We start from the raw sequence: 23653 nt of genomic DNA on the forward strand, positions 1-23653 counted from the left end.
GGCGGATCAGGCCGTCGGGGCCTTCGGGGTCAGGCCTGGGGGCCTTCGGGGTCAGGCCTGGGGGCCGTTCAGGGTCAGGCCTGGGGGCCGTTCGGGGTCATGCCGTGGACGGCCGGGACCGTGCCGAGGCGGCCCTTCTGGAAGTCCTCGAACGCCTGCATCAGCTCGTCCTTGGTGTTCATGACGAACGGGCCGTAGTGGGCCATGGGCTCACGGATCGGCTGCCCGCCGAGCAGGACGACCTCCAGGTCCGGGGTGTTGGAGTCCTGCTTCTCGTCCGCCCGGACGGTGAGGGAGCCGCCCGCGCCGAAGACGGCGGTCTGGCCGAGGCGGATCGGCCGGCGCTCGGCGCCGACGCTGCCGCGGCCGGCCATGACGTAGGCGAGGCCGTTGAAGTCCTCGCGCCAGGGCAGGGTGATCTCGGCGCCCGGGGCGAGGGTCGCGTGGATCATCGTGATCGGCGTGTGGGTGATGCCGGGGCCCGCGTGGCCGTCGAGCTCGCCCGCGATCACGCGCAGCAGCGCGCCGCCGTCCGGGCTCGTCAGGAGCTGGACGCTGCCGCCGCGGATGTCCTGGTAGCGCGGGGCCATCATCTTGTCCTTGGCCGGGAGGTTCACCCAGAGCTGCAGCCCGTGGAAGAGGCCGCCGGACATGACGAGCTGCTCCGGCGGGGCCTCGATGTGCAGCAGGCCCGAGCCCGCGGTCATCCACTGGGTGTCGCCGTTGGTGATGGTGCCGCCACCGCCGTTGGAGTCCTGGTGGTCGAAGATCCCGTCGATGATGTAGGTGACGGTCTCGAAGCCGCGGTGCGGGTGCCAGGGGGTGCCCTTGGGCTCGCCCGGCGCGTACTCCACCTCACCCATCTGGTCCATCATGATGAACGGGTCGAGGTGCCGGTAGTTGATCCCGGCGAACGCCCGGCGCACCGGGAAGCCCTCGCCCTCGAAACCGCCCGGGGCGGTCGTGACGGTGAGCACGGGCCGTGCCACCGCGTCGGCGGGAGCGGTCACGCGGGGCAGGGTCAGCGGGTTCTCGACGGTCACTGCAGGCATGGTCGGTACCTCCTTGTGCGCCCAGTTTAGTTGAGCGTTGAACTTTCTGCCACCCCACAACAGAACGAGCCCGGAGGGCATTCCCTCCGGGCTCGCGACGGTGTGCGGGCGCGGCCGCCGGCCGCGCCGCAACGGCGGAGCCGGCGTCTAGCCGTACATGCGGCGCATGGCGAAGTCGACCATCTGCTCGACCGCCTTGGCGTCGAACACCATCCGGTGCTCGCCCTCCATGTCCAGGACGAAGCCGTAGCCGCTCGGCAGCAGGTCGATCACCTCGGCGCCGGTGATCACGAAGTACTTGGACTCCTTGCCCGCGTACCGGCGCAGCTCCTTGAGCGAGGTGAACATCGGGATCACCGGCTGCTGGGTGTTGTGCAGGGCCAGGAAGCCCGGGGTGTCGCCGCGCGGGCAGTAGACCTTCGAGGTGGCGAAGATCTGCTGGAAGTCCTCGGCGGGCATCTGGCCGGTGGTGAAGGCGCGCACCGCGTCCGCGAGTGAGGGTGGGGACGGCTCCGGATAGAGCGGCGGCTGCTGTCCGTACCCGCCGGCACCGCCCTGCTGCGGAGGGACGTAACTCTGCTGAGCGGCGCCACCGTCCATGGGCTGGCCGTATCCGTACATGCGCAGAAGAGTACTCAGTCACAGATGACCGGATCGGGCTTGCGTCTTATTACCGACGGGTAGCATCATCGGAACTACTTGTTGGTACGTGAACCAGATGCGAGGAGACAGTGCCTCGCCGAGTCCGATACGGAGCCGTCACCATGGGGCACTACAAGTCGAACCTCCGCGACATCGAGTTCAACCTGTTCGAAGTACTCGGACGCGACAAGCTGTACGGCACCGGCCCGTTCGGCGAGATGGACGCGGACACCGCCAGGAGCGTCCTCGAGGAGCTGACGCGCCTGGCGGAGAACGAGCTGGCCGAGTCCTTCGCGGACGCCGACCGCAACCCGCCCGTCTTCGACCCGGAGACGAACACCGCGCCGGTCCCGGCGTCCTTCAAGAAGAGCTACAAGGCCTTCATGGAGTCCGAGTACTGGCGCCTGGGCCTGCCCGAGGAGATCGGCGGCACCACTGCCCCGCCGTCCCTGATCTGGGCCTACGCCGAGCTGGTCCTCGGCGCGAACCCGGCCGTGTGGATGTACTCCTCCGGCCCGGCGTTCGCCGGCATCCTCTTCGACGAGGGCAACGACGTCCAGAAGAAGATCGCGCAGATCGCCGTCGAGCGCACCTGGGGCTCCACGATGGTGCTCACCGAGCCCGACGCGGGCTCCGACGTGGGCGCCGGCCGCACCAAGGCCGTGCAGCAGGAGGACGGCTCCTGGCACATCGAGGGCGTGAAGCGCTTCATCACCTCCGGTGAGCACGACATGGAGGAGAACATCCTCCACTACGTGCTCGCCCGCCCCGAGGGCGCCGGCCCCGGCACCAAGGGCCTGTCCCTCTTCCTCGTCCCGAAGTACCTCTTCGACTTCGAGACCGGCGAGCTGGGCGAGCGCAACGGCGTCTACGCCACCAACGTCGAGCACAAGATGGGCCTGAAGGCCTCCAACACCTGCGAGATGACCTTCGGCGACCGGCACCCCGCCAAGGGATGGCTGATCGGTGACAAGCACGACGGCATCCGCCAGATGTTCCGCATCATCGAGTTCGCCCGCATGATGGTCGGCACGAAGGCGATCTCCACCCTCTCCACGGGCTACCTCAACGCCCTGGAGTACGCCAAGGAGCGCGTCCAGGGCCCGGACCTGGCGAACTTCATGGACAAGACCGCGCCCAAGGTCACCATCACGCACCACCCCGACGTCCGCCGCTCGCTGATGACGCAGAAGGCGTACGCCGAAGGCATGCGCGCCCTCGTCCTCTACACGGCCTCGGTCCAGGACGCCATCGCCGTCAAGGAGGCGAACGGCGAGGACGCCAAGACCGAGCACGCGCTCAACGACCTGCTCCTGCCGATCGTCAAGGGCTACGGCTCCGAGAAGGGCTACGAGCAGCTCGCCCAGTCGCTGCAGACCTTCGGCGGCTCCGGCTTCCTGCAGGAGTACCCGATCGAGCAGTACATCCGCGACGCCAAGATCGACACCCTGTACGAGGGCACGACCGCGATCCAGGGCCAGGACTTCTTCTTCCGGAAGATCGTCCGCAACCAGGGCGCCGCGCTGAACTCGCTCGCCGAGGACATCAAGAAGTTCCTGGCGCTCGGCACCGGCGGCGAGGAGCTGGCGGGCGCCCGCGAGCACCTCGCGAAGGCGGCCGTCGAGCTGGAGGCCATCGTCGGCCTGATGCTGACCGACCTCGCGGCCACCGAGCAGGACGTCAAGAACATCTACAAGGTGGGCCTGAACACCAGCCGCCTGCTGCTCGCCTCCGGTGACGTCGTGGTCGGCTACCTGCTGCTGAAGGGCGCCGCCGTCGCCGCCGAGAAGCTGCAGACGGCCTCGGCGAAGGACCAGGCGTTCTACACCGGCAAGATCGCGGCGGCGAAGTTCTTCGCGGCCAACGTGCTGCCGGGCGTCACCCTGGCCCGCAAGATCGCGGAGGGCGTCGAGCTCGACCTGATGGAGCTGGACGAGGCCGCCTTCTAGGACGGACCCGGGCCGGCCGCGCGCCGGACGGCCCGTTCCGCGTCCACCGACCGCGGTCGTGGGCCCGCTCCCGTTCCGGGGGCGGGCCCACGCACGTCGTTAAGGTAAGCCCATGAGCGCAGCAGCCCGCTTCGACCGCGGCCACACCGACGACCTGATGTCCTTCCTGGCGGCGAGCCCGTCGCCGTACCACGCCGTGGCGAACACCGCCGAGCGGCTGGAGAAGGCCGGCTTCAGGCAGGTCGCCGAGACGGACGCCTGGGACGGTACGAGCGGCGGCAAGTACGTGCTGCGCGGCGGCGCGATCGTCGCCTGGTACGTCCCCGAGGGCGCCGCGCCGCACACCCCCTTCCGCATCATCGGCGCCCACACCGACTCGCCGAACCTGCGGGTCAAGCCGCTGCCCGACACCGGCGCCCACGGCTGGCGGCAGGTCGCGGTGGAGATCTACGGCGGTCCCCTGCTGAACTCCTGGCTCGACCGGGACCTGGGCCTGGCCGGCCGGCTGACCCTGCGCGACGGCAGCGCCGTCCTCGTCGACGTGAACCGCCCGCTGCTGCGGGTGCCGCAGCTCGCCATCCACTTGGACCGCGCGGTCAACAGCGACGGCCTCAAGCTCGACAAGCAGCGCCACCTGCAGCCCGTCTGGGGACTCGGCGACGACCTGCGCGACGGCGGCCTGATCGCCTTCCTGGAGGAGGAGGCCGGGCTGGCCGCCGGCTCGGTGGCCGGCTGGGACCTCATGGTGCACCCGGTGGAGGCGCCGGCCTACCTCGGCCGGGACCGTGAACTGGTCGCCGGCCCCCGGATGGACAACCTGCTGTCCGTGCACGCCGGCACGGCCGCCCTGGCCGCCGCCGCGTCATCGGGCGCCGCGCTCGGCCACATCCCCGTGCTGGCCGCCTTCGACCACGAGGAGAACGGCTCGCAGTCGGACACCGGCGCGGACGGCCCGCTGCTCGGCTCGGTCCTGGAGCGCTCGGTGTTCGCACGCGGCGGCTCCTACGAGGACCGGGCGCGCGCCTTCGCCGGCACCGTCTGCCTGTCCTCCGACACCGGCCACGCCGTCCACCCCAACTACGCCGAGCGGCACGACCCGACGCACCACCCGCGGGTCAACGGCGGGCCGATTCTGAAGGTCAACGTCAACAACCGCTACGCCACGGACGGTTCGGGCCGCGCGGTGTTCACCGCCGCCTGCGAGCGGGCGGGCGTCCCGTTCCAGAGCTTCGTGTCCAACAACTCCATGCCGTGCGGCACCACCATCGGCCCGATCACCGCGGCCCGGCACGGCATCCGCACCGTCGACATCGGCGTGGCGATCCTGTCGATGCACAGCGCGCGTGAACTGTGCGGCGCCGACGACCCGTTCCTGCTGGCGAACGCCCTGGTGGCGTTCCTGGAGGACTGAGCCGCGCCGTCCGGGCCGCCCCGGCCCGGCCCCTGAGCGACCGTCACGAGCCGCCCCCACACATGTTCGGGGCGGCTCCGGGTACCCGGAGCGCACCGGAGATTCCGGAACCGGAAGGGGAGGCGACGACAATGGGCCTCGGCGGTTGCATCATCCTCATCGCCCTGGGTGCCATCCTGACGTTCGCGACGGACTGGCACATGCAGGGAGTCAACCTCGACCTCGTCGGGATCATCTTCATGGCCGTCGGTCTCATCGGCATCGCCACGTTCAGCGGCATCGCACGGCGCCGCCGGGTCGTGGTGCCGTCGACGCCGGTGGTCGAGGAGGAACCGCACCACCACCACCACGCCCGCGACGGCTACACCGACGGCTACGGCGTGTGAGGGTCCCCCGGCCCGGCGACGGCTTTGTGACGACCGCCCGGCGCCGGGGAACGGTGACCGTATGAGATTCCTCGTACGCGACCGGCTCCTCGGCATCGGTGACGACTACTGGATCGAGGACGAACACGGCCAGAAGGTGTTCCTCGTCGACGGCAAGGCCATGCGGCTGCGGGACACCTTCGAGCTGAAGGACGCCCAGGGGCGCGTCCTCATCGACATCCACCAGAAGATGTTCGCCCTGCGCGACACCATGGTGATCGAACGGGACGGCGAGGGCCTGGCCACGATCCGGCGCAAACGCCTGTCCCTGCTGCGCAACCACTACCGGGTGTCCCTGGCCGACGGCACCGACCTGGACGTCAGCGGCAAGATCCTCGACCGTGAGTTCGCCGTCGAGTACGACGGCGAACTCCTCGCCGTCATCTCACGGCGCTGGCTGCACCTCCGGGAGACGTACGGCGTCGACGTCGTCCGGGACGACGCGGACCCCGCGTTGCTGATCGCGGTGGCGGTGTGCGTGATCCACCTTGCGGAGAAGGAGCGCGAGGACTGAGCACCGGGGCCGCGGCCGGGTGGGACCCCGGCGGCGGCCCCGGCCCCGTGACGGCCGAGCGGCGCGGCGGTTCAGCGGCGGCCGAGCGGCGTTGCGGTTCAGCGGCGGCCGAGCGGCGTTGCGGTTCAGCGGCGTTGCGGTTCAGCGGCGTTGCGGTTCAGCGGCAGCGGCGGTCAGCGGCGCGGCGGTTCCAGGCCCAGCACGCGGTCCTTCAGGGCCGGGAACTGCTCACGGGTGACCGCCACCTTCGCGGGGTCGAACTCCACCGTGAGGACCTCCTCGCCGGCGCCCGCCTCGGCGAGCACCTCGCCCCACGGATCGACCACGATCGAGTGGCCCGCCTGCGGGACCCCGGCGTGCGTCCCGGCCGTGCCGCAGGCGAGCACGAACGCCTGGTTCTCCACCGCCCGCGCCCTGGCCAGCAGCGTCCAGTGCGCCCGCCGCCGCTCGGGCCAGCCGGCCGGGATCACCAGCGTCTCGGCGCCCGCGTCGACCAGGGTGCGGAACAGTTCGGGGAAGCGGAGGTCGTAACAGGTGGCGACGCCGAGGGTGGTGCCGGGCAGAGGCACCGTCACCGCGTCCCGTCCGGCGCTCATCAGCACGGCCTCGCCCTTGTCGAAGCCGAAGCGGTGGATCTTGCGGTAGGCCGCGACGAGGTCACCGGAAGGCGAGAAGACCAGAGACGTGTTGTAGAGGGCGCCGTCCGCCGCGGCGGAGCCGCCGCCGGACGCGGCCCGCTCCGGGATCGAACCGGCGTGCAGCCACACGCCGGCGTCGCTCGCCGCCTTGGCCATCACCTCGAACGTCGGTCCTTCGAGCGGTTCGGCCTCCGTGCCGAACTCCGCGTAGGCGAATGCGCCGGTGGTCCACAGCTCGGGCAGGACCACGAGGTCGGAGCCGGCCTGCTCCCGGACCAGAGCGGCCGCCCGCCGCCTTCGGGAGGCCACCGATTCGCCCTCGTCCACGGCGATCTGGATCAGCGAGGCGCGCACACTACCACCGTCCTGGCATTCGAGTCGTCCATACAGGCCTACGATCGTCACACGAAAGCACTGCCGGGGTGCCTCGCAGCAGCGTAACTTGGGGTTCCCCCGCTCGAGCGCAGTCGAGAGCCGGGGGAGCGCCACGACACCCGCCGAGTGCAGCCACCGTCCGCCGGCAACGCCGCCACAACCTGCCCGTGTACCGACCGCCGAGGGGTCCCGTTCCGTGAGTCTGCATCCCACCCTCCAGCCCTACGCCGACGCCTGGACCCACTCCATCGAAGCGATATCCGAGCTGGTGCAGCCGCTCCCGGAGGCCGAGTGGAACCGGCGGACCCCGTGCCCGGGCTGGTCCGTGCGCGACGTGGTCTCGCACGTCATCGGCCTGGACTGCGAGATGCTCGGGGACCCGCGGCCCATCCACACCCTGCCCCGCGACCTGTTCCACGTCACCAACGAGCACCAGCGCTACATGGAGATGCAGGTCGACGTCCGCCGCCACCACACGGCGCCGGAGATGACGGCGGAGCTGGAGTACACCGTCATCCGCAGGAACCGCCAGCTGCGCAACGAGTCCCGCGACCCCGGCACCACGGTGCGCGGCCCGATGGGCCGCGAGATCACCCTCGAACAGGCGATGCGCAACAGGGCCTTCGACGTGTGGGTGCACGAGCAGGACCTGCGCGCGGCCCTCGCCCGCCCCGGCAACCTCGACTCGCCGGGCGCGCACGTCGCCCGCGACGTGCTGCTGGAGGCGCTGCCCAAAATCGTCGCGAAGGACGCGAACGCGCCGCGCAGCTCCGCGATCGTCTTCGACGTGCACGGGCCCGTCGAGTTCCTGCGCACGATCCGGGTCGACATCCAGGGCCGCGGCACCCTGGAGACCGCGCCCGCCCTCGGTCCGGCGGCCACCCTCACCCTCGACTGGGAGACCTACGTCCGGCTCTCCTGCGGCCGGGTGACCCCGGAGGCGGTGGCGGACCGGGTGAAGACGGAGGGCGAGCCCGAACTGACGTCGGCGATCCTGCGAAACCTCAAGGTGACGCCGTAACGGAACGGCCCGGGCACGACGCCTTCGGGGGCACGGGGCGGCTTCGGCGGCTCGGCGCGTGGGGTGGACGGATATTCCGGTGACCGGCGCCGTCCGGCTCACTAGCGTGCTCGTATGACCGACGATGGCCCTCCGCGGCTCACCCGCCTCTCCTTCCACGGCCCCCTCTCCGACGCCCGGGCGACGGCGCTGGTCCGGCGGCTGGCCGCGGCGCGGCCCCGGACCGTCCTGGACATTGGCTGCGGCTGGGGGGAACTGCTGCTCCGGGTGCTGGAGGCGGTGCCCGGGGCCCGCGGGACCGGCGTCGACGTCAACGGCGAGGGCCTGGCCCGCGGGCGGCGCGCCGCCGGGCCGCGCGGCCTGGCGGACCGCGTGGAGTTCGCCGAGGAGTCCGCGCTGGGCACCCGGCGCGGACCCGCCGACCTGGTGCTGTGCCTGGGCGCGAGCCAGGCGCTGAGCACGGCCGCGTCGCCGACCGCCGAGGCGCTGCACGAGCTGCGGCGGCTGGTGGCCGACGACGGGCGGGTGCTGCTCGGCGAGGGCTTCTGGGAGCGCCCCCCGGCCCCGCACGAGCTGGCCCGGATGTGGCCGGAGGCGTCCGCCGCGGACCACTGCGACCTGGGCGCCCTGCTCGACCTCGCCGTCGCGGCCGGCTTCCGGCCCGAGTGGACGGAGACCGCGAGCCGGGACGAGTGGGAGGCGTTCGAGTCCGGGTACCAGGCGGACGCCGAGGTGTGGCTCGCCGCCCACCCGCGTCATCCCTCGGCCGCGGCGGTACGCGACCGCCTGGACCGGCACCGGGCCCAGTGGATGGCCTACCGGGGCGTCCTCGGCCTCGCCTACCTCACACTGGTGCCGGTCGCCCGCTGACGCGCTCCCGGGCACGCCGGGCGTCACGCTGGTGCCGGTCGCCCCCTGACGCGCTCCCGGGCACACGGGCCCGCGCGGGACGCGTCCGCCGGCCCCGCACGCCGGGGCGGACGGCGACGGCCGCCCCGTACACCCGGGCGCGCGGTTCACGCGGGTACGTGGACCGTTTCCACCCGGCTCGCCACCAGGCGTTCCCGCTCCCGGCGGGCGGCCCGGCCGCGCAGGCGGAGGATCTGGCTGACCCCGAGTGCCTGCAGGACGAACACCGCGCAGAAGGCCACGGTGTAGTCGTCGCCGGTCGCGTCGAGCAGCACACCGATCGCGAACAGCGTCGTCATGGAGGCGATGAAACCGCCCATGTTGGTGATGCCGGAGGCGGTGCCCTGTCGCTCGGGCGGGTTGGCCGGGCGGGCGAAGTCGAAGCCGAGCATCGAGGCGGGGCCGCAGGCGCCGAGCACCGCGCACAGCACCACCAGCAGCCACATCGGCGCGTGCTCGGCCGGGTAGGCGAGCGTCACCGCCCACATCAGCGCCGTCGCGGCCACCGTGCCGAGCGCCAGCGGCAGCCGGGCCGCGTGGTGCCGGGCCACGACCTGGCCGTAGACCAGGCCGATCACCATGTTGGACAGCACGACCAGGGTGAGCAGCTCACCGGCCGTGGCGCGGCTCAGGCCCTGCGCCTGGACCAGGAACGGCAGGCCCCACAGCAGCAGGAAGACCATCGCCGGGAACTGGGTGGTGAAGTGCACCCACAGACCCAGCCGGGTACCGGGCTCCCGCCAGGCCGCCGCGATCTGCCGGCGGACGTAGACCGCGCCCTGGTGCGGGGACGGCGCGGGCTCGTGCCCCTCGGGGTGGTCCTTCAGGAACAGCAGCGTCAGGACGAGCACGACCGCGCCGGCCAGCGCGCTGCCGGCGAACGCGGCGGTCCAGCCGATGCCGTGCAGCAGCCGGGCGATGACCAGGGTCGAGACCAGGTTCCCGGCCATGCCCACCAGGCCCGCGAGCTGGGCGACCAGCGGCCCGCGCCGGGCGGGGAACCAGCGGGTGCCCAGGCGCAGCACGCTGATGAAGGTCAGCGCGTCGCCGCAGCCGAGCAGCGCGCGCGAGGCCAGCGCCGTGCCGTAGGAGGGCGAGAAGGCGAAACCGAGCTGGCCCAGCGTGAACAGCACGGCGCCGAGGCTCAGCACCTTCTTGGTGCCGAGCCGGTCGACGAGCAGGCCGACTGGTATCTGCATGCCCGCGTAGACCAGGAGCTGGAGGATCGAGAAGGTCGACAGCGCCGAGGCGCCCACGTGGAAGCGCTCGACCGCGTCCAGGCCGGCCACGCCCAGGGAGGTGCGGAAGATGACGGCGACGAAGTAGACCGAGACGCCGATCGACCACACCCCGACGGCGCGGCGGCCGCCCGGGGGGTCACCCGGCAGGGTGGCGCCGCTCATCGCACCTCACCCCGCGCGAGGTGGGAGAACCAGCTCACGTGCCGGTGCACGACCCCGACGGCCGCCTCCGCGTCACCGGAGCGCAGGGCCTCAAGGATCTCCTCGTGCTCGGCGAGCGTCTTGGCGATCCGGTCCGGGTGCGACTGCATGACGGCGACGCCCATCCGGAGCTGGCGGTCGCGCAGCTGGTCGTAGAGCCGCGACAGGATCTCGTTGCCGCCGCTGCGCACGATCTCGGCGTGGAAGCAGCGGTCGGTCACCGCGGCGGCGGCGAAGTCGCCGGCGGCGGCCTGCTCCTTCTGCCGCTCCAGCAGCTCCGCGAGCCGCTCCACCAGGCCCGGCGGGGCGGGCACGGCCTTGCGCGCCGCGTGCTCCTCCACCAGCAGCCGGGTCTCGACCACGTCGGCGATCTCCTGCGCCGACACCGGCAGCACCAGCGCGCCCTTCTTCGGGTAGAGCCTGATCAGGCCCTCCATCTCCAGCCGGAGCAGCGCCTCCCGGACGGGTGTGCGCGAGACGCCGACGGCATCGGCCAGCTCGCCCTCGGTGAGCAGCGTCCCGCCCTCGTAACGGCGGTCGAGCACTCCTTGTTTGACGTGGGTGTAGACGCGGTCGGCGGCGGGTGGTTGCTTCACGGGCGTGGCCATGTCCACAGGATAGATACAACACGTACGCATGAGGGTCCGCGTCCATCATGCGGACGTGACGCACATCGCCCCCAGCGCCCGCACAACCATCTGTGCTACTTACGTGTCACACTCGTGCGGCCCCACTCGCTCGCCACCTCAACTCGGCCGCATACCAGGGGCATTCCAGACAATCGGGGTACTTCACTTTGATTACCGGCATCAAGGGCACCCGCCGTTTCCGCCGAGCAACCGCCGTCGCCGTGACGTCCGGCGCGCTGCTCGCGACCGGGGCTCTCACCGCGGCACCCGCGCAGGCCGTCACCACGCCCTCGATCGTGGCCAAGGGCGGCTACGTGATGAACAACGCCAACGCCAAGACGCTGTACACCAAGGCAGCGGACACCAAGCGTTCCACCGGCTCCACCACCAAGATCATGACCGCCAAGGTCGTGCTCGCCCAGTCGAACCTCAATCTGGACGCCAAGGTGACGATCCAGAAGGCGTACAGCGACTACGTCGTGGCGAACAACGCCTCCCAGGCGCACCTGATCGTCGGCGACAAGGTCACCGTCCGCCAGCTGCTGTACGGACTGATGCTGCCGTCCGGCTGCGACGCCGCCTACGCGCTCGCGGACAAGTTCGGCACCGGCACGACGCGGGCCAAGCGCGTGGCGTCGTTCATCTCCAAGATGAACTCCACCGCCCGGAGCCTCGGCATGACGAACACGCACTTCGACTCGTTCGACGGCATCGGCAACGGCTCCAACTACTCGACGCCGCGGGACCTGACCAAGCTGGCCAGCAACGCGCTGAAGAGCTCCACGTTCCGCACGGTCGTCAAGACCAAGCACTACACGGCCAAGACGATCACCAAGACCGGCAGCACCCGCACGATGAAGACGTGGGACAACACCAACGGTCTGCTCAGCAGCTACAGCGGCACCATCGGTGTGAAGACCGGCTCCGGCCCGGAGGCCAAGTACTGCCTGGTCTTCGCCGCGACCCGGAACGGCAAGACGGTCGTCGGCACCGTCCTCGCCTCCACCTCCATCACCCAGCGCGAGTCGGACGCGAAGAAGCTGCTCAACTACGGCTTCGCCAAGCTCGGCTGACGGCCGCACCGGCCACCGGGGCCCGTCGCACCCAGTGCGGCGGGCCCTTTCACGTCCGGTACCGGGCCCGGCGAACGCGTCCCCGACGGCATGTCAGGGAGTGTGACCCTCACCGGGTGTGCCCGGCGGGGCACCGAAAACCCTTTGTGGCGGCGGCTCTAGGTCGCCTACTTTCGCCTCATCGACGTGTAGCTCAGCAGGAGAGCACCGGGCTTTTCACCCGGAGGGCGCGGGGGCGGAACCCGCCACGTCGGCCATCGACGTGTAGCTCAGCGAGCAGAGCACCGGGCTCGGGACCCGGAGGGCGCGGGGGCGGAACCCGCCACGTCGGCTATGAACGACGACGCTGAGCAGCAGCACCCCACTGAGGCGAACCCCGGATACGCGGCCGGCCAGCTGGCCGCCGCCCTCCGTACGGCCGCCCTCCACCCGGACCCCGCGACCCGCCGGCGCGGCGCGGAACGCGGCCGCAGGTGGCGCGCCGTGCTGGACGGCATGGCGAACGGCCTGCTGGCGATCGGTTCCCGCACACCCGTGGCCGGCCTGCCCGCCTGGGTCACGCCCGAGGTGGTCCGGGGCGGCTTCGCCACCGGCGAGCCGAGCGCGGGCGGCCCGCTGCTCGACCACGAGACCGCCGCCGCGCGCCGCGCCGGCGTGCCCGCGACCCGGCGGGCGCTGTTCGCGCACCACCTGTCCGACGACGGGCTGGCACGGCTGCAGGCCCTGCTCGACAGCGGCCGCTACGAGGTGACCGTCCCCGAGGAGGCCGCGCTGCTCACCGTCGCCTGGCTGGTCCGGGCCGGGGAGCCGGCGGCGGCGCTCGACCTGGTGGAGGAGCTCGCGCCGTTCGCCGACCGGCTCCGGTTCGCCCCGCGGCCGTCGGACCGGCCGGCGCCCCGGCCCGACGCCGTGCACCGCTCCACCGTCGCCGACGCCCGCGCGGCGCTCGCCGCCCGCCGTCCCAGCACGGCCGTCGAGACGCAGCGCGAGGCACTGGCGGTCTGGCAGCCGTTCGGCGACGAACTGCTGGCGCACTGGCTCGAGACGACGGACGAGCAGGGGCACATACACGTCCCCGGCCCCGCCGACCCGTGGCACGGCCGCTCCGCCGCGCTGCTGCGCCGCTACCGCGACCTCGCCCGGCGCCACACGTACTGCACCGGGCATCTGAGGGCCAAGGAGAACCTGGGCGTGCTGCGCGGCGCGCTGGAGGAGACCGTCGCCGCACGGGAGCTCGCGCCGCGGCGGCTCGGGCTGCTGCGCCACGCCGTCGCCTCGATGGTCCGCAAGCGCGGGCTGCCCGGCTCCGCCGAGCACACCGCCCTGCGCCGACGGCAGGCCGCCCACGCCGCGCTGCCCTCCCACCACGCGCTGGCCGGCGTCGTCCTGGACCGCCTGTCCGGCCTGCCGCGGGACGGCGGGATCGACGAGGTGGAGACCGTCCTGGCGCCGGTGAGCGAGCCGGAGGCGGACCGGACCGGTGTGCCCGCGGGCGCCGTCGTCCCCGCGGCCGTGCGCCGGCCCGTGGAGGCGGCGCTCAGCGCACCCGTCGGCACCCTCGTGGAGCGCGGCGTCGTGCCGTCGGCGGAGGTGCTGGCCGAGCTGGTCCCCCGGATCGTCGCCGCCACCACCGCCGGGGCCCACCGCGACCCGGCCCTGCGGTCGCTGGCCGCCGCCAACTACCGCGCCTTCCGCAACCGCCGCTCCCTGCTGCTGCTCGACCTCCAGCGGCAGGTCCGGGTGGAGGAGCTGCCCTGGGTGCGGGCCGTGGCCGGCCGGCGGGACGGATCCGGGGCGGACGAGGCGGCGGCCGGGGCGCTGCGGCGGCTCGGCGGGCTCGCGGTGCGCGCCTTCCCCGGCACGGTGCTGCCGAACCCGCTCGTCCGCGAGCTGGCGGTGCTGGGCCGCCAGGCCGAGCTGGGCGCGCCCTTCGTGGAGGAACTCGCGGCCGACATCTTCATGGGCGCCTTCACCCCGAAGTTCCTCACCGCCGCCCGGATCGCGGCCGAACTCCTCGGCGAGGGCTCGCTGTACGAGCGGTACTACGCCATCGACTACGCGGCGGTGCGCGACCTCGCCGTCGTCGAGGCGGCCGAGTCCCTCCGCGGGTCCCGGGGGGCCCGTACGTCCGCCGGGTTCGCCGCGCTGTGCCGGCGGCGGGCCGCGGAGTCGGCGCCGGGCACGGGGCGGTCCGGCTCCTCGGTCGCGAGGAACGGCACGGTGATCGAGCAGGCGCAGATCCTCACCACCCACAACCTGGCCACCCTGGTCCACCGGGTCGGCATCGACCCCGGCGCCGGCTGGGACGACCTGGCCCTGCGCTGCTTCGGCACCGTGTGTCGGCGGACCCGGCGCGTCCACCGCGACCCGCGGCCGCTCGGCGCCGTCAAGGACGCCGCCTACGCCTGGCGGCAGATGGTGTTCCACCTGTCCCTGTGCCCGCCGGACCGGCAGCGGCGCACCCTGGACCGTGTCGCCGAGGAGTGCGCGCGGCAGCCCTGGCACGTCGCCGGACGGCTCGCCCCCGCCCTCACCGGGCTGCGTCAGGTCCTGTCCGGCGGGCAGGCGGACGACGGCGCCGGCCGCCGTCTGCTGGGCTGGAGCACCGGCGGCCACTGGCTCCTGGAGGAGCCGGCGCCCGGCCCGCACGAGCGCCGGGCGGCACGGCGGCCGTGACCCGCGGGCACTCGGCGACCGGGGCCGCGGAGCCGACAGGAGAGGCGGCGGCCGGGGCCGCGAGGCCGACAGAAGAGGGGGTGGCCGCGATCCGGGATCGCGGCCACCCCCCTCATGACCCGGAGGGACTCCGGGCCAACGCCGTCAGGCCCAGGTCATCAGCCGCTTGGGCTGCTCCAGGATCGCCGCCACGTCCGCCAGCACCTTGGAGCCCAGCTCGCCGTCGACCAGGCGGTGGTCGAAGCTCAGCGCGAGCGTCGTCACCTGGCGCGGCTTCACCTTGCCCTTGTGCACCCACGGCTGGAGCTTGATCGCGCCGACCGCGAGGATCGCGGACTCGCCGGGGTTGAGGATCGGCGTGCCGGTGTCGACGCCGAAGACGCCGACGTTGGTGATGGTGACCGTGCCGCCCTGCATCGCGGCCGGCGAGGTCCTGCCCTCGCGCGCCGTGGACACCAGCTCGCCCAGCGACTGCGCCAGTTGCGGCAGCGTCTTGGCGTCGGCGTCCTTGATGTTCGGCACGATCAGGCCGCGCGGGGTGGCGGCCGCGATGCCCAGGTTGACGTAGTGCTTGACCACGATCTCCTGGTTCGCCTCGTCCCAGGACGCGTTGATGTCCGGGTTGCGCCGGATGGCGACCAGCAGCGCCTTGGCGATCAGGAGCAGCGGGTTCACCCGCAGGCCCTGGAACTCCTTGTCCTGCTTGAGTTCCTCGACCAGCTTCATCGTGCGGGTCACGTCCACCGTCACGAACTCCGTGACGTGGGGCGCGGTGAAGGCGGAGCCGACCATCGCGGCCGCCGTCGCCTTGCGGACGCCCTTGACCGGGATCCGGGTCTCGCGCGCGCCGTCCTGGGCCGCGACGGCGGGCGCGGCGGCCGGAGCCGGGGCGGCGGGCGCCTCCACGGCCGGCGCGGCGGTCTCGGCGGCTGCCTTCGGCGCGGCGGCCGCGTGCACGTCCTCGCGGGTGATGACGCCGTCCGCGCCGGACGGGGTGATCGTGGCGAGGTCGACGCCGAGGTCCTTGGCCAGCTTACGCACCGGCGGCTTGGCCAGCGGACGGGACTCCGCCGGGGCCGCCGGGGCGCTGTGGCCGTTCAGCTCCGCCTGGACCGCCTGGGCGGCGGCCGGGACGCTGACCTCGGGGCCCTTGCGCGGACGGCGCTTGGTGGAGGTGGTGGCCACGCCGTAGCCGACCAGGACCGGCTGGCGGCCCGTCGGCTCGGGCTCCGGCGCCTCGGGCTCCGGCGCGGCGGCGGCCGCCTCCGGCTGCCCGGCGGGTGCCTGCGGCGCAGCACCGCCCGAGACGTCCACCGCGATGATGGCCGTGCCCACGTCGACCGTGGTGCCCTCGGGGAAGCGGAGCTCGCGCACCACGCCGTCGTAGGGGATGGGGAGTTCGACGGCCGCCTTGGCGGTCTCGACCTCGCACACCACCTGGCCGTCGGTCACCGTGTCACCCGGCTGGACGTACCACTTGAGGATCTCGGCCTCGGTGAGTCCCTCGCCCACGTCGGGCATCTTGAACTCGCGTACGGATGCTTCCGTCATCGTCGTCACGAACCCTCTCCTCAGTACGCCAGGGCACGGTCGACGGCGTCGAGCACCCGGTCCAGACCCGGCAGGTACTCCTCCTCCAGGCGGGCCGGCGGGTACGGGGCGTGGTAGCCGCCGACCCGGAGCACCGGGGCCTCCAGGTGGTAGAAGCACCGCTCGGTGATCCGGGCGGCGATCTCGGCGCCGGAGCCGAAGAACACCGGCGCCTCGTGGACCACGACCAGGCGGCGGGTCTTCTCCACCGAGGCCTGGACGGAGTCGAAGTCCAGCGGGCTGACCGAGCGCAGGTCCAGCACCTCCAGGGACTTGCCCTCCTCGGCGGCCGCGGCGGCGACCTCCTGGCACAGCTTCACCATCGGGCCGTACGCGGCCAGGGTCAGGTCCGTGCCCTCCCGCACCACCTGCGCCTTGTGCAGCGGGCCGGGGATCGCCTCCGGGTCCACCTCGCCCTTGTCCCAGTAGCGGCGCTTGGGCTCGAAGTAGATCACCGGGTCGTCGCTCTGGATGGCCTGCTGCATCATCCAGTAGGCGTCCGACGCGTTCGACGGGGAGACCACCTTCAGGCCGGCCACGTGCGCGAACAGGGTCTCGGGGGACTCCGAGTGGTGCTCGACCGCGCCGATGCCGCCGCCGTAGGGGATGCGGATGACGACGGGCATCTTGACCTTGCCCAGCGAGCGGGCGTGCATCTTCGCCAGCTGGGTGACGATCTGGTCGTAGGCCGGGAAGACGAAGCCGTCGAACTGGATCTCCACCACCGGGCGGTAGCCGCGCAGGGCGAGACCGATCGCGGTGCCGACGATGCCCGACTCGGCGAGCGGGGTGTCGATGACCCGGCTCTCGCCGAAGTCCTTCTGCAGGCCGTCGGTCACCCGGAAGACACCGCCGAGCTTGCCGACGTCCTCGCCCATGACGACGACCTTGTCGTCCGTCTCCAGGGCGCGCCGCAGCGACTCGTTGATCGCCTTGGCCAGAGCCATCTTCTCGGCCATCTCAGTGACCCCCCTCTGCGTCCGCGAACGACGCCTGGTAGGCGGCGAACTGGGCTCGCTCCTCGTCGACGAGCGCGTGCCCGTCCGCGTACACGTTCTCGAAGATGGCGAAGTGGTCCGGGTCCGGCATGGCGCGGACCGCTTCACGCACCCGCCTGCCCAACGCCTCGGACTCGGTCTCGAGTTCCGCGAAGAATCCCTCGTCCGCGTGATTCGAGGCCTCCAGGAACCGGCGCAGGCGCAGGATCGGGTCCTTCGCCTCCCAGGCCAGCCGCTCCTCGTCGCCCCGGTACCGGCTGGGGTCGTCGGAGGTGGTGTGGGCGCCCATGCGGTAGGTGTACGCCTCGACCAGGGTGGGGCCCTCGCCGTTGCGGGCGCGCTCCAGGGCCCACTTGGTGACCGCGAGGCAGGCCAGCACGTCGTTGCCGTCCACCCGCACGCCCGGGAAGCCGAAGCCCTGGGCGCGCTGGTAGAGCGGCACCCGGCTCTGCTTCTCGGTGGGCTCGGAGATCGCCCACTGGTTGTTCTGGCAGAAGAACACCACCGGCGCGTTGTAGACCGCGGAGAAGGTGAACGATTCGGCCACGTCGCCCTGGCTGGAGGCGCCGTCGCCGAAGTAGGCGATGACGGCCGAGTCGGCGCCGTCCTTGGCCACGCCCATCGCGTATCCCGTGGCGTGCAGCGTCTGGGAGCCGATGACGATCGTGTACAGGTGGAAGTTGTTGCCGTTCGGGTCCCAGCCGCCGTTGTTCACGCCGCGGAACATCCCGAGCAGGTTGGTGGGGTCGACCCCGCGGCACCAGGCGACGCCGTGCTCGCGGTAGGTCGGGAAGACGTAGTCGTCGTCGCGCAGGGCCCGGCCGGAGCCGATCTGCGCGGCCTCCTGGCCGAGCAGCGAGGCCCACAGGCCCAGCTCGCCCTGGCGCTGCAGCGCGGTGGCCTCGGCGTCGAAGCGCCGGGTGAGCACCATGTCGCGGTACAGGCCGCGCAGCTCGTCGGGGGTGATCCCGTCGACGTAGCCGTCGTACTCGGCGTTCTTGACCCGCTCGCCCTCGGGCGTCAGCAGCTGCACCAGCTCCGGCTCCGTGCTCTTCCGGGTGGTGCGAGTGGTGCGCTTGGTGCCGGTGGTGCCGGCCTTGCCTGCGGCGCTGCGTCGCGGCTTGCGCGCGGCACTGCTGTCCACGGTCACGTGTGCTCCTCCGTCGTTCCGGCCCCCGGGGTTGCCGGTAGGCCAGTGCGGCTCACCTGTTCTCGACCACCGGGCACGGGGTGGGTGCCACTCGGCCGGGAACAGGCGTGACAGGTGCCCCGGCGAGCGCCCTGCGACGTTTACGTTACCCAGTGCTCCACATATCTGTGAAACCCCTCCTGACCTGCGTTTTTGCTTGGATTTCCAAGTAAATCCGCAGGGGGCGGAAGGTCGCTGGTCACAGCCTTGCAGGAGGCCGGAGCAACGGCACGTTATCCCGGCGACCCCGGACACGGGAAGAGTCGACTTGTGACTCGCGCCTCGCGGGCGAAAGTAGATAATTCCGGACATGACCGTTGCACCGTCTCACAATACGGGACGGAATCCTGGACAGCCGGAGGTGCGGTTCACGCGTGCGCAACCTGTGACCAAAAGCGATCACCGATGACAGAGTGTGACAAGCCGCAGCTCACAGCGTCTTTTGGTGCCCTAGCATCTGGGGCGTGCCGCGCTCTTGTGTACCACCCTCTGTACCCCACGCGCCCCCTCTGGGCGCTCTGCTGCGCCTCTACGCCGCCGGTACCGCCCTCGCCTGCGAACCCGTCGATCAGGGCCTGCTGAACCGCGGCTACCGGGTCCGCACCACCCGCGGACGCTACTTCCTCAAGCACCACTTCGATCCGGACACCGCCGACCCGGCCGCCATCGAGCGCCGGCACCGGGCCACCCAGCGCCTGGCCGACCTCGGCGTCCCCGTCGCCCAGCCGCTCGCCCACCGCGACGGCCGCACGGTCGCCGTCGTGCGCGGCCACGCCTACGCCCTGCACCCCTGGATCGACGGCCGGCACCGCCACGGCGGCCAGCTCACCCGCTCCGAGAGCGCCCGCCTGGGGGCCCTCCTGGGCGCCGTGCACGCCTGTCTTGAGCGGGTGATGCCGCCCAAGGGGCGCACCCGCCCGGCGAGCGGCCCGCATCCCGTCGAGAGCGCCGACCCGGCCGACACCTTCGCCCTGATCGACGAGCTGCTCGGCCGCGTCCGCCGCCACCGCCCCGCCGACGCCTTCGACGAGCTCGCCCGCCACCGGCTCCTGGAACGCCGCGACCTGCTGGAGCAGCACGCCGCGCGGCGCCCGCCGCGCGGCGGCCCGGTCGGCTGGGTGCACGGCGACTTCCACCCCTTCAACCTGCTCTACAAGGACGACGCGCCCGCCGCCATCGTCGACTGGGACCGGCTGGGCGTGCAGCCCCGCGCCGAGGAGGCCGTGCGCGCCGCCGCGATCTTCTTCGTACGGCCCGCGGGCGCGCTGGACCTGCCGAAGGTGCGGGCCTACGCGCGCGCGTACCGGCGCGCGGCCCACGCCACGGCGTCCGAGCTGGCGGCGGCCGTGCACCGGGTGTGGTGGGAGCGGCTCAACGACTTCTGGATGCTGCGCTGGCACTACGAGCGCGGCGACACCCGGGCCGACTGCCAGTTCCCGGCCGCCTCGGCGCTCGCGGTCTGGTGGACGCGCGAGTACGAGGCGGTGTGCGACGCCTTCGCCGGGTGAGGGCGCGGGGCGCGGAACGCCGCGCGCGCGGATGAGCCGTGGCTCATCCGCGCGCGCGGGAGTGGTTCAGCCGGGCCGGCTCAGGGCGACACCGGGGCCGACGGTGTGACGCCCCCGTCCGAGCCCTCCGTGGCGCCGCCGTCGGTGCCGTCCGTGGCCCCGCCGTCGGTGCCGCCGTCCGTCGGGTCCGTCGGCTGCGACTGCGTGGGCCCCGGGTCCGACGGCTCGTTGCTCGGCTCCGTGGTGGCCGTCTGGGACGGGGTGTACGAGGGGGTGTAGGACGGCGTTCCCCAGTTGGAGCCGCTGCCGTTGTCCGTCCCCTTGTCGGTGGCCGGGTCCGTGGCCCTGCCGGTGTTGTCGTCGGACGGCGACTCGGAGGCCGTCTCGTCCTTCGTGGCCTTGGAGTGGGTCGGCGTCGGCGTGGTCCCGCCGCCGCTGTCGCCGTTGTTGTGGTTGAGCGCCAGCGCGACACCGGCCGCGATCGCGATCACGGCGAGCACGGCGAGGATCCACAGCTTGCCGCGGCCGCTGCCCCGGTTGCCGTGCCCCTCGAAGCCGCCGTCGTCGCCCCCGTACCCGGAGGGAAGGATCGGCTGCGGGATCTGCGCGGTGCCGGCGCCGAAGTCGCCGGGCTGCTGCATCACCGCCGTCCCCGCGAAGCCGGCCGCCGCGGCGTGCCGGCCGTCGTGCGCGTCCACCGGCCCGGTGTTCCAGGTGCCGGTGTGGCCGCCCTGCTCGTACAGCATCTGCAGGCCGTACTGGATCAGGCCGCGCATCTCCTCGGCGGTCTGGAACCGGTCGTCGGGCTCCTTGGCGAGCGAGCGCATCACCAGGCCGTCCAGCTCCGGCGGACAGGCGTCGGAGGCCTCGGAGGGCGGGGTGGGGATGTCCTGGACGTGCTGGTAGACCACCGAGAGCGGGGTCTCACCGGTGAAGGGCGGCCGCAGGGCGAGGAGCTCGTACAGCAGGCAGCCGGTCGCGTACAGGTCGGAGCGGTGGTCGACGGCCTTGCCGAGCGCCTGCTCGGGGGAGAGGTACTGCGGGGTGCCCATCACCATGCCGGTCTGCGTCATGGTCGTCGACGCGCCGTGCAGCGCGCGGGCGATGCCGAAGTCCATCACCTTCACGGCGCCGTTGTCGGTGATGATGACGTTGGCGGGCTTGATGTCGCGGTGCACGATGCCGTGCTGGTGCGAGTAGGCGAGCGCCTCCAGCACCCCGGAGACGATGATCAGGGCCTGCTCGGGGCCCGGCGCCTCGGCGTTGAGCAGCAGGTCGCGGATGGTGCGGCCCTCGACCAGCTCCATCACGATGTACGGCACCGACTGACCGCCCACGACGTCCTCGCCGGAGTCGTACACGGCGACGATCGCGTGGTGGTTGAGCCCGGCCACCGACTGGGCCTCACGCGTGAAGCGGGCCTTGGAGACCGGGTCCTCGGCCAGGTCGGCGCGGAGCAGCTTCACCGCGACCGTGCGGCCCAGTCGGACGTCCTCGGCCGCGAAGACCTCGGCCATGCCGCCCCGGCCCAGCCGGTGGGTCAGCCGGTACCGGCCGTCGCCGACGAGCCCGCCGTTGCCCCACATCTCCGGCGTCTCTGACATGCCGCCGCCAGTCGCCTCGGGGTCGGACGGGCCCTGGGCGCTGTGCGTCTGTGCCATCGGTCCTCGCCGTCGTTTCTGCCCGCGGTGCGCGCGGTGTTGTCACGGTCTCCGTCGGCCACGCTACAGCCTCCGCGTCCGCCTCCGGTCCGGAACCGGAACCGGAAGCGGCCCGAGACGGACCGGTCATGAAACCCCCAGCACGCGCTCTCGTGCAAATTCTGTGCACCGCTCGTACGTCCGCTGTAACGCTTACGCGACGCTTCTTTCGCGTACGGTCACGGAACGGGCACCGAGCTTGACGTGTCGGTGCCCTCGGGCAGACTTGGCCGGGAATGAGACATTCGATCAAGGCATGTTCGCCCAGCGAAGGCGCCGGACGGCCAGTGGGGGACGCGGAGAGATGAGCCAGGACGGCGCACAGGAGCGGTACGCGGGGCGGACGCTGGCCGGCGGCCGCTACCAGCTGCGCGACCTGCTCGGTCAGGGCGGCATGGCCTCGGTCCACCTGGCCTACGACACCGTGCTCGACCGCCAGGTCGCGATCAAGACCCTCCACTCCGAGCTGGGCCGGGAACAGGCCTTCCGCGAGCGGTTCCGGCGCGAGGCCCAGGCCGTGGCCAAGCTCACGCACACCAACATCGTCTCCGTCTTCGACACCGGCGAGGACGCGCTGGACGGCTCGACCATGCCGTACATCGTCATGGAGTACGTCGAGGGCCGTCCGCTGGGCTCGGTCCTGGAGGAGGACGTCCGGCAGTTCGGCGCGATGCCCGCCGACAAGGCGCTGAAGATCACCGCGGACGTGCTGGCGGCGCTGGAGATCAGCCACGAGATGGGCCTGGTCCACCGCGACATCAAGCCGGGCAACGTGATGATGACCAAGCGCGGCGTGGTCAAGGTCATGGACTTCGGCATCGCGCGCGCCATGCAGTCCGGCGTCACCTCGATGACGCAGACCGGCATGGTCGTCGGCACCCCGCAGTACCTCTCGCCCGAGCAGGCCCTCGGCCGGGGCGTGGACGCCCGCTCCGACCTGTACTCGGTCGGCATCATGCTGTTCCAGCTCGTCACCGGGCGGCTGCCGTTCGACGCGGACTCACCGCTGGCGATCGCCTACGCGCACGTGCAGGAGGAGCCGGTCACGCCCTCCTCGATCAACCGCTCGCTGCCGCCCGCGGTGGACGCGCTGGTCTCCCGCGCCCTGAAGAAGAACCCGAACGAGCGCTTCCCGACCGCCGAGTCCATGCGCGACGAGTGCCTGCGGGTCGCCGCCTCCCTGCACACGGCCCCGCCCAGCATCGTGCCGGGCGCCGGGCCGGCGCAGAGCGGCGCGGGCGTGGGCGCCACGGTGTTCCCGCCCGTCGACCAGGCGGCCCCGGCCCCCACCGGCCCGGTGCAGACGCCGTACCAGCCGAACCCGTACGGCGCCCCGGCGCCCACCCCGGCGTACGGCTACCCCCAGCAGGGCGGCTACCAGACGCCGACCGCGTACGGGCAGTCCCCCTCGACCCCGCCGCCGTACAACATCACGCCGCAGACGGCCGTGCAGTCCCCGGGCGGGGGCGGCGGCAGGAGCAACAAGCCGGTGATCGTCGGCTCGATCGTGGTGTCCCTCGTCGCGGTCGTCGGCCTGGTCGTCGCACTGGCCCTGAACAGCGGCGGCAAGGACGACAAGGCCGGCGGCGACCCCAGCACCTCGGCCCCGGCCCACGCGGCGGGCTACCGGGGACCGGACACCTCCAAGACGGTCAAGGAGACCGACTGCACGGAGCCGGAGGAGTCCTACAACGACGAGAAGAAGATCCAGCTCCCGGACTTCCGCTTCAAGTACATCAAGTCCGTCAAGGAGTGCGCGGCGGCCGCGGGCTGGCGCGTGACCACCAAGGACGTCGACGAGAACACCTACGGCCAGGGCGCGGTCATCGACCAGTTCCCCAAGCCCGGCACGGACGTCGACCCGAAGGACGTGGAGATCCAGCTCAACGTCTCGACGGGCAACCCCTGACGC

19 protein-coding genes and 2 tRNA genes are annotated in these 23653 nt (G+C 72.3%); 12 read left to right on the plus strand and 9 right to left on the minus strand.

All coding sequences use genetic code 11. From position 1 onward, the window contains the following. Window positions 1-74 precede the first annotated feature (74 nt). Entirely contained in the window at window positions 75-1052 is a 978-nt protein-coding gene (locus TNCT1_RS08550; protein ID WP_143630065.1) for a pirin family protein, read from the minus strand. Between the two features lie 147 nt (window positions 1053-1199). Then, complete coding sequence (locus tag TNCT1_RS08555; protein ID WP_143630067.1) at window positions 1200-1673, minus strand: SseB family protein; 474 nt, start codon at window positions 1671-1673, stop codon at window positions 1200-1202. A gap of 143 nt (window positions 1674-1816) precedes the next feature. Here TNCT1_RS08555 and TNCT1_RS08560 point away from each other — a divergent pair, with 143 nt between their 5' ends. From TNCT1_RS08560 to TNCT1_RS08575, 4 genes are all read left to right on the plus strand, one after another. Further along, window positions 1817-3643: an acyl-CoA dehydrogenase gene (locus tag TNCT1_RS08560; protein WP_143630069.1), complete on the plus strand. Its 1827-nt coding sequence runs from the start codon at window positions 1817-1819 to the stop codon at window positions 3641-3643. Between the two features lie 112 nt (window positions 3644-3755). Then, window positions 3756-5054, plus strand: a complete 1299-nt coding sequence (locus TNCT1_RS08565; RefSeq protein ID WP_143630071.1) for a M18 family aminopeptidase — start codon at window positions 3756-3758, stop codon at window positions 5052-5054. Between the two features lie 131 nt (window positions 5055-5185). Further along, window positions 5186-5440, plus strand: a complete 255-nt coding sequence (locus tag TNCT1_RS08570) for a DUF6458 family protein (RefSeq protein ID WP_143630073.1) — start codon at window positions 5186-5188, stop codon at window positions 5438-5440. Window positions 5441-5501: 61 nt separating this feature from the next. Then, a complete protein-coding gene (locus TNCT1_RS08575) occupies window positions 5502-5993 on the plus strand; it encodes an LURP-one-related/scramblase family protein (protein WP_143630075.1) in 492 nt (163 codons plus the stop codon). 173 nt (window positions 5994-6166) lie between these two features. Here the strand turns inward: TNCT1_RS08575 and TNCT1_RS08580 are convergent, their stop codons facing one another. Beyond that, a complete protein-coding gene (locus tag TNCT1_RS08580; RefSeq protein WP_143630077.1) occupies window positions 6167-6985 on the minus strand; it encodes a carbon-nitrogen family hydrolase in 819 nt (272 codons plus the stop codon). A gap of 217 nt (window positions 6986-7202) precedes the next feature. Here TNCT1_RS08580 and TNCT1_RS08585 point away from each other — a divergent pair, with 217 nt between their 5' ends. Together TNCT1_RS08585 and TNCT1_RS08590 are read left to right on the plus strand one after the other, a co-directional pair. Beyond that, a complete protein-coding gene (locus TNCT1_RS08585; protein ID WP_143630079.1) occupies window positions 7203-8027 on the plus strand; it encodes a maleylpyruvate isomerase family mycothiol-dependent enzyme in 825 nt (274 codons plus the stop codon). A gap of 114 nt (window positions 8028-8141) precedes the next feature. Beyond that, a complete protein-coding gene (locus TNCT1_RS08590) occupies window positions 8142-8897 on the plus strand; it encodes a cyclopropane-fatty-acyl-phospholipid synthase family protein (protein WP_143630081.1) in 756 nt (251 codons plus the stop codon). Window positions 8898-9043: 146 nt separating this feature from the next. Here TNCT1_RS08590 and TNCT1_RS08595 read toward each other — a convergent pair whose 3' ends face one another. Continuing rightward, window positions 9044-10339, minus strand: coding sequence for a nitrate/nitrite transporter (locus TNCT1_RS08595; RefSeq protein WP_143630084.1), 1296 nt, complete (start codon window positions 10337-10339; stop codon window positions 9044-9046). Next, the gene (locus TNCT1_RS08600) at window positions 10336-10986 is read right to left on the minus strand and encodes a GntR family transcriptional regulator (protein WP_143630086.1); all 651 of its coding nucleotides are present in this window, start codon (window positions 10984-10986) and stop codon (window positions 10336-10338) included. Before TNCT1_RS08600 ends, TNCT1_RS08595 begins: the two co-directional genes overlap by 4 nt. Window positions 10987-11174: 188 nt before the next feature. Between TNCT1_RS08600 and TNCT1_RS08605 the strand changes: the two genes are divergently transcribed. The 4 genes from TNCT1_RS08605 to TNCT1_RS08620 all read left to right on the plus strand — a co-directional run bounded on the left by TNCT1_RS08605 (window position 11175) and on the right by TNCT1_RS08620 (window position 14756). Further along, window positions 11175-12080, plus strand: a complete 906-nt coding sequence (locus tag TNCT1_RS08605; RefSeq protein ID WP_143630088.1) for a D-alanyl-D-alanine carboxypeptidase family protein — start codon at window positions 11175-11177, stop codon at window positions 12078-12080. A gap of 182 nt (window positions 12081-12262) precedes the next feature. Then, window positions 12263-12337 (plus strand) — tRNA-Lys (locus TNCT1_RS08610). A gap of 1 nt (window position 12338) precedes the next feature. Beyond that, window positions 12339-12411 (plus strand) — tRNA-Pro (locus TNCT1_RS08615). A 2-nt stretch (window positions 12412-12413) separates the two neighbouring features. After that, a complete protein-coding gene (locus TNCT1_RS08620; protein ID WP_143630091.1) occupies window positions 12414-14756 on the plus strand; it encodes a hypothetical protein in 2343 nt (780 codons plus the stop codon). 144 nt (window positions 14757-14900) lie between these two features. Here TNCT1_RS08620 and TNCT1_RS08625 read toward each other — a convergent pair whose 3' ends face one another. Genes TNCT1_RS08625 through pdhA form a run of 3 tightly spaced genes read right to left on the minus strand, consistent with a single transcriptional unit; the run spans window position 14901 to window position 18494 of the window. Continuing rightward, a complete protein-coding gene (locus TNCT1_RS08625) occupies window positions 14901-16316 on the minus strand; it encodes a dihydrolipoamide acetyltransferase family protein (protein WP_143630093.1) in 1416 nt (471 codons plus the stop codon). Window positions 16317-16327: 11 nt separating this feature from the next. Continuing rightward, the gene (locus tag TNCT1_RS08630; RefSeq protein WP_143630095.1) at window positions 16328-17305 is read right to left on the minus strand and encodes an alpha-ketoacid dehydrogenase subunit beta; all 978 of its coding nucleotides are present in this window, start codon (window positions 17303-17305) and stop codon (window positions 16328-16330) included. Between the two features lies 1 nt (window position 17306). After that, the gene (gene pdhA / locus TNCT1_RS08635) at window positions 17307-18494 is read right to left on the minus strand and encodes a pyruvate dehydrogenase (acetyl-transferring) E1 component subunit alpha (RefSeq protein ID WP_143630097.1); all 1188 of its coding nucleotides are present in this window, start codon (window positions 18492-18494) and stop codon (window positions 17307-17309) included. Window positions 18495-18997: 503 nt separating this feature from the next. Here pdhA and TNCT1_RS08640 point away from each other — a divergent pair. Next, window positions 18998-20041 carry a phosphotransferase gene (locus tag TNCT1_RS08640; RefSeq protein WP_174266198.1) on the plus strand — a complete coding sequence of 348 codons (1044 nt, stop codon included), beginning with the start codon at window positions 18998-19000 and terminating at the stop codon, window positions 20039-20041. A gap of 80 nt (window positions 20042-20121) precedes the next feature. On the opposite strand, the gene TNCT1_RS08645 is transcribed toward TNCT1_RS08640, so the two are convergent. Next, on the minus strand, window positions 20122-21702 hold the full coding sequence (locus TNCT1_RS08645; RefSeq protein ID WP_143630099.1) for a protein kinase: 1581 nt from the start codon (window positions 21700-21702) through the stop codon (window positions 20122-20124). 343 nt (window positions 21703-22045) lie between these two features. On the opposite strand from TNCT1_RS08645, the gene TNCT1_RS08650 reads away from it, so the two are divergent. Next, on the plus strand, window positions 22046-23650 hold the full coding sequence (locus TNCT1_RS08650; protein WP_143630101.1) for a Stk1 family PASTA domain-containing Ser/Thr kinase: 1605 nt from the start codon (window positions 22046-22048) through the stop codon (window positions 23648-23650). Window positions 23651-23653 lie beyond the last annotated feature (3 nt).

Origin of the sequence: Streptomyces sp. 1-11 (assembly GCF_007176755.1) — a bacterium.
Taxonomy (GTDB): Bacteria; Actinomycetota; Actinomycetes; order Streptomycetales; family Streptomycetaceae; genus Streptomyces.

Excerpts from the sequence above, each read along its gene's own strand:
- TNCT1_RS08550 (WP_143630065.1), bottom strand. The coding sequence starts at position 1,052 with ATGCCTGCAGTGACCGTCGAGAACCCGCTGACCCTGCCCCGCGTGACC.
- TNCT1_RS08555 (WP_143630067.1), bottom strand. The coding sequence starts at position 1,673 with ATGTACGGATACGGCCAGCCCATGGACGGTGGCGCCGCTCAGCAGAGT.
- TNCT1_RS08560 (WP_143630069.1), top strand. The coding sequence starts at position 1,817 with ATGGGGCACTACAAGTCGAACCTCCGCGACATCGAGTTCAACCTGTTC.
- TNCT1_RS08565 (WP_143630071.1), top strand. The coding sequence starts at position 3,756 with ATGAGCGCAGCAGCCCGCTTCGACCGCGGCCACACCGACGACCTGATG.
- TNCT1_RS08570 (WP_143630073.1), top strand. The coding sequence starts at position 5,186 with ATGGGCCTCGGCGGTTGCATCATCCTCATCGCCCTGGGTGCCATCCTG.
- TNCT1_RS08575 (WP_143630075.1), top strand. The coding sequence starts at position 5,502 with ATGAGATTCCTCGTACGCGACCGGCTCCTCGGCATCGGTGACGACTAC.
- TNCT1_RS08590 (WP_143630081.1), top strand. The coding sequence starts at position 8,142 with ATGACCGACGATGGCCCTCCGCGGCTCACCCGCCTCTCCTTCCACGGC.
- TNCT1_RS08595 (WP_143630084.1), bottom strand. The coding sequence starts at position 10,339 with ATGAGCGGCGCCACCCTGCCGGGTGACCCCCCGGGCGGCCGCCGCGCC.
- TNCT1_RS08600 (WP_143630086.1), bottom strand. The coding sequence starts at position 10,986 with ATGGCCACGCCCGTGAAGCAACCACCCGCCGCCGACCGCGTCTACACC.
- TNCT1_RS08620 (WP_143630091.1), top strand. The coding sequence starts at position 12,414 with ATGAACGACGACGCTGAGCAGCAGCACCCCACTGAGGCGAACCCCGGA.
- TNCT1_RS08630 (WP_143630095.1), bottom strand. The coding sequence starts at position 17,305 with ATGGCCGAGAAGATGGCTCTGGCCAAGGCGATCAACGAGTCGCTGCGG.
- TNCT1_RS08645 (WP_143630099.1), bottom strand. The coding sequence starts at position 21,702 with ATGGCACAGACGCACAGCGCCCAGGGCCCGTCCGACCCCGAGGCGACT.
- TNCT1_RS08650 (WP_143630101.1), top strand. The coding sequence starts at position 22,046 with ATGAGCCAGGACGGCGCACAGGAGCGGTACGCGGGGCGGACGCTGGCC.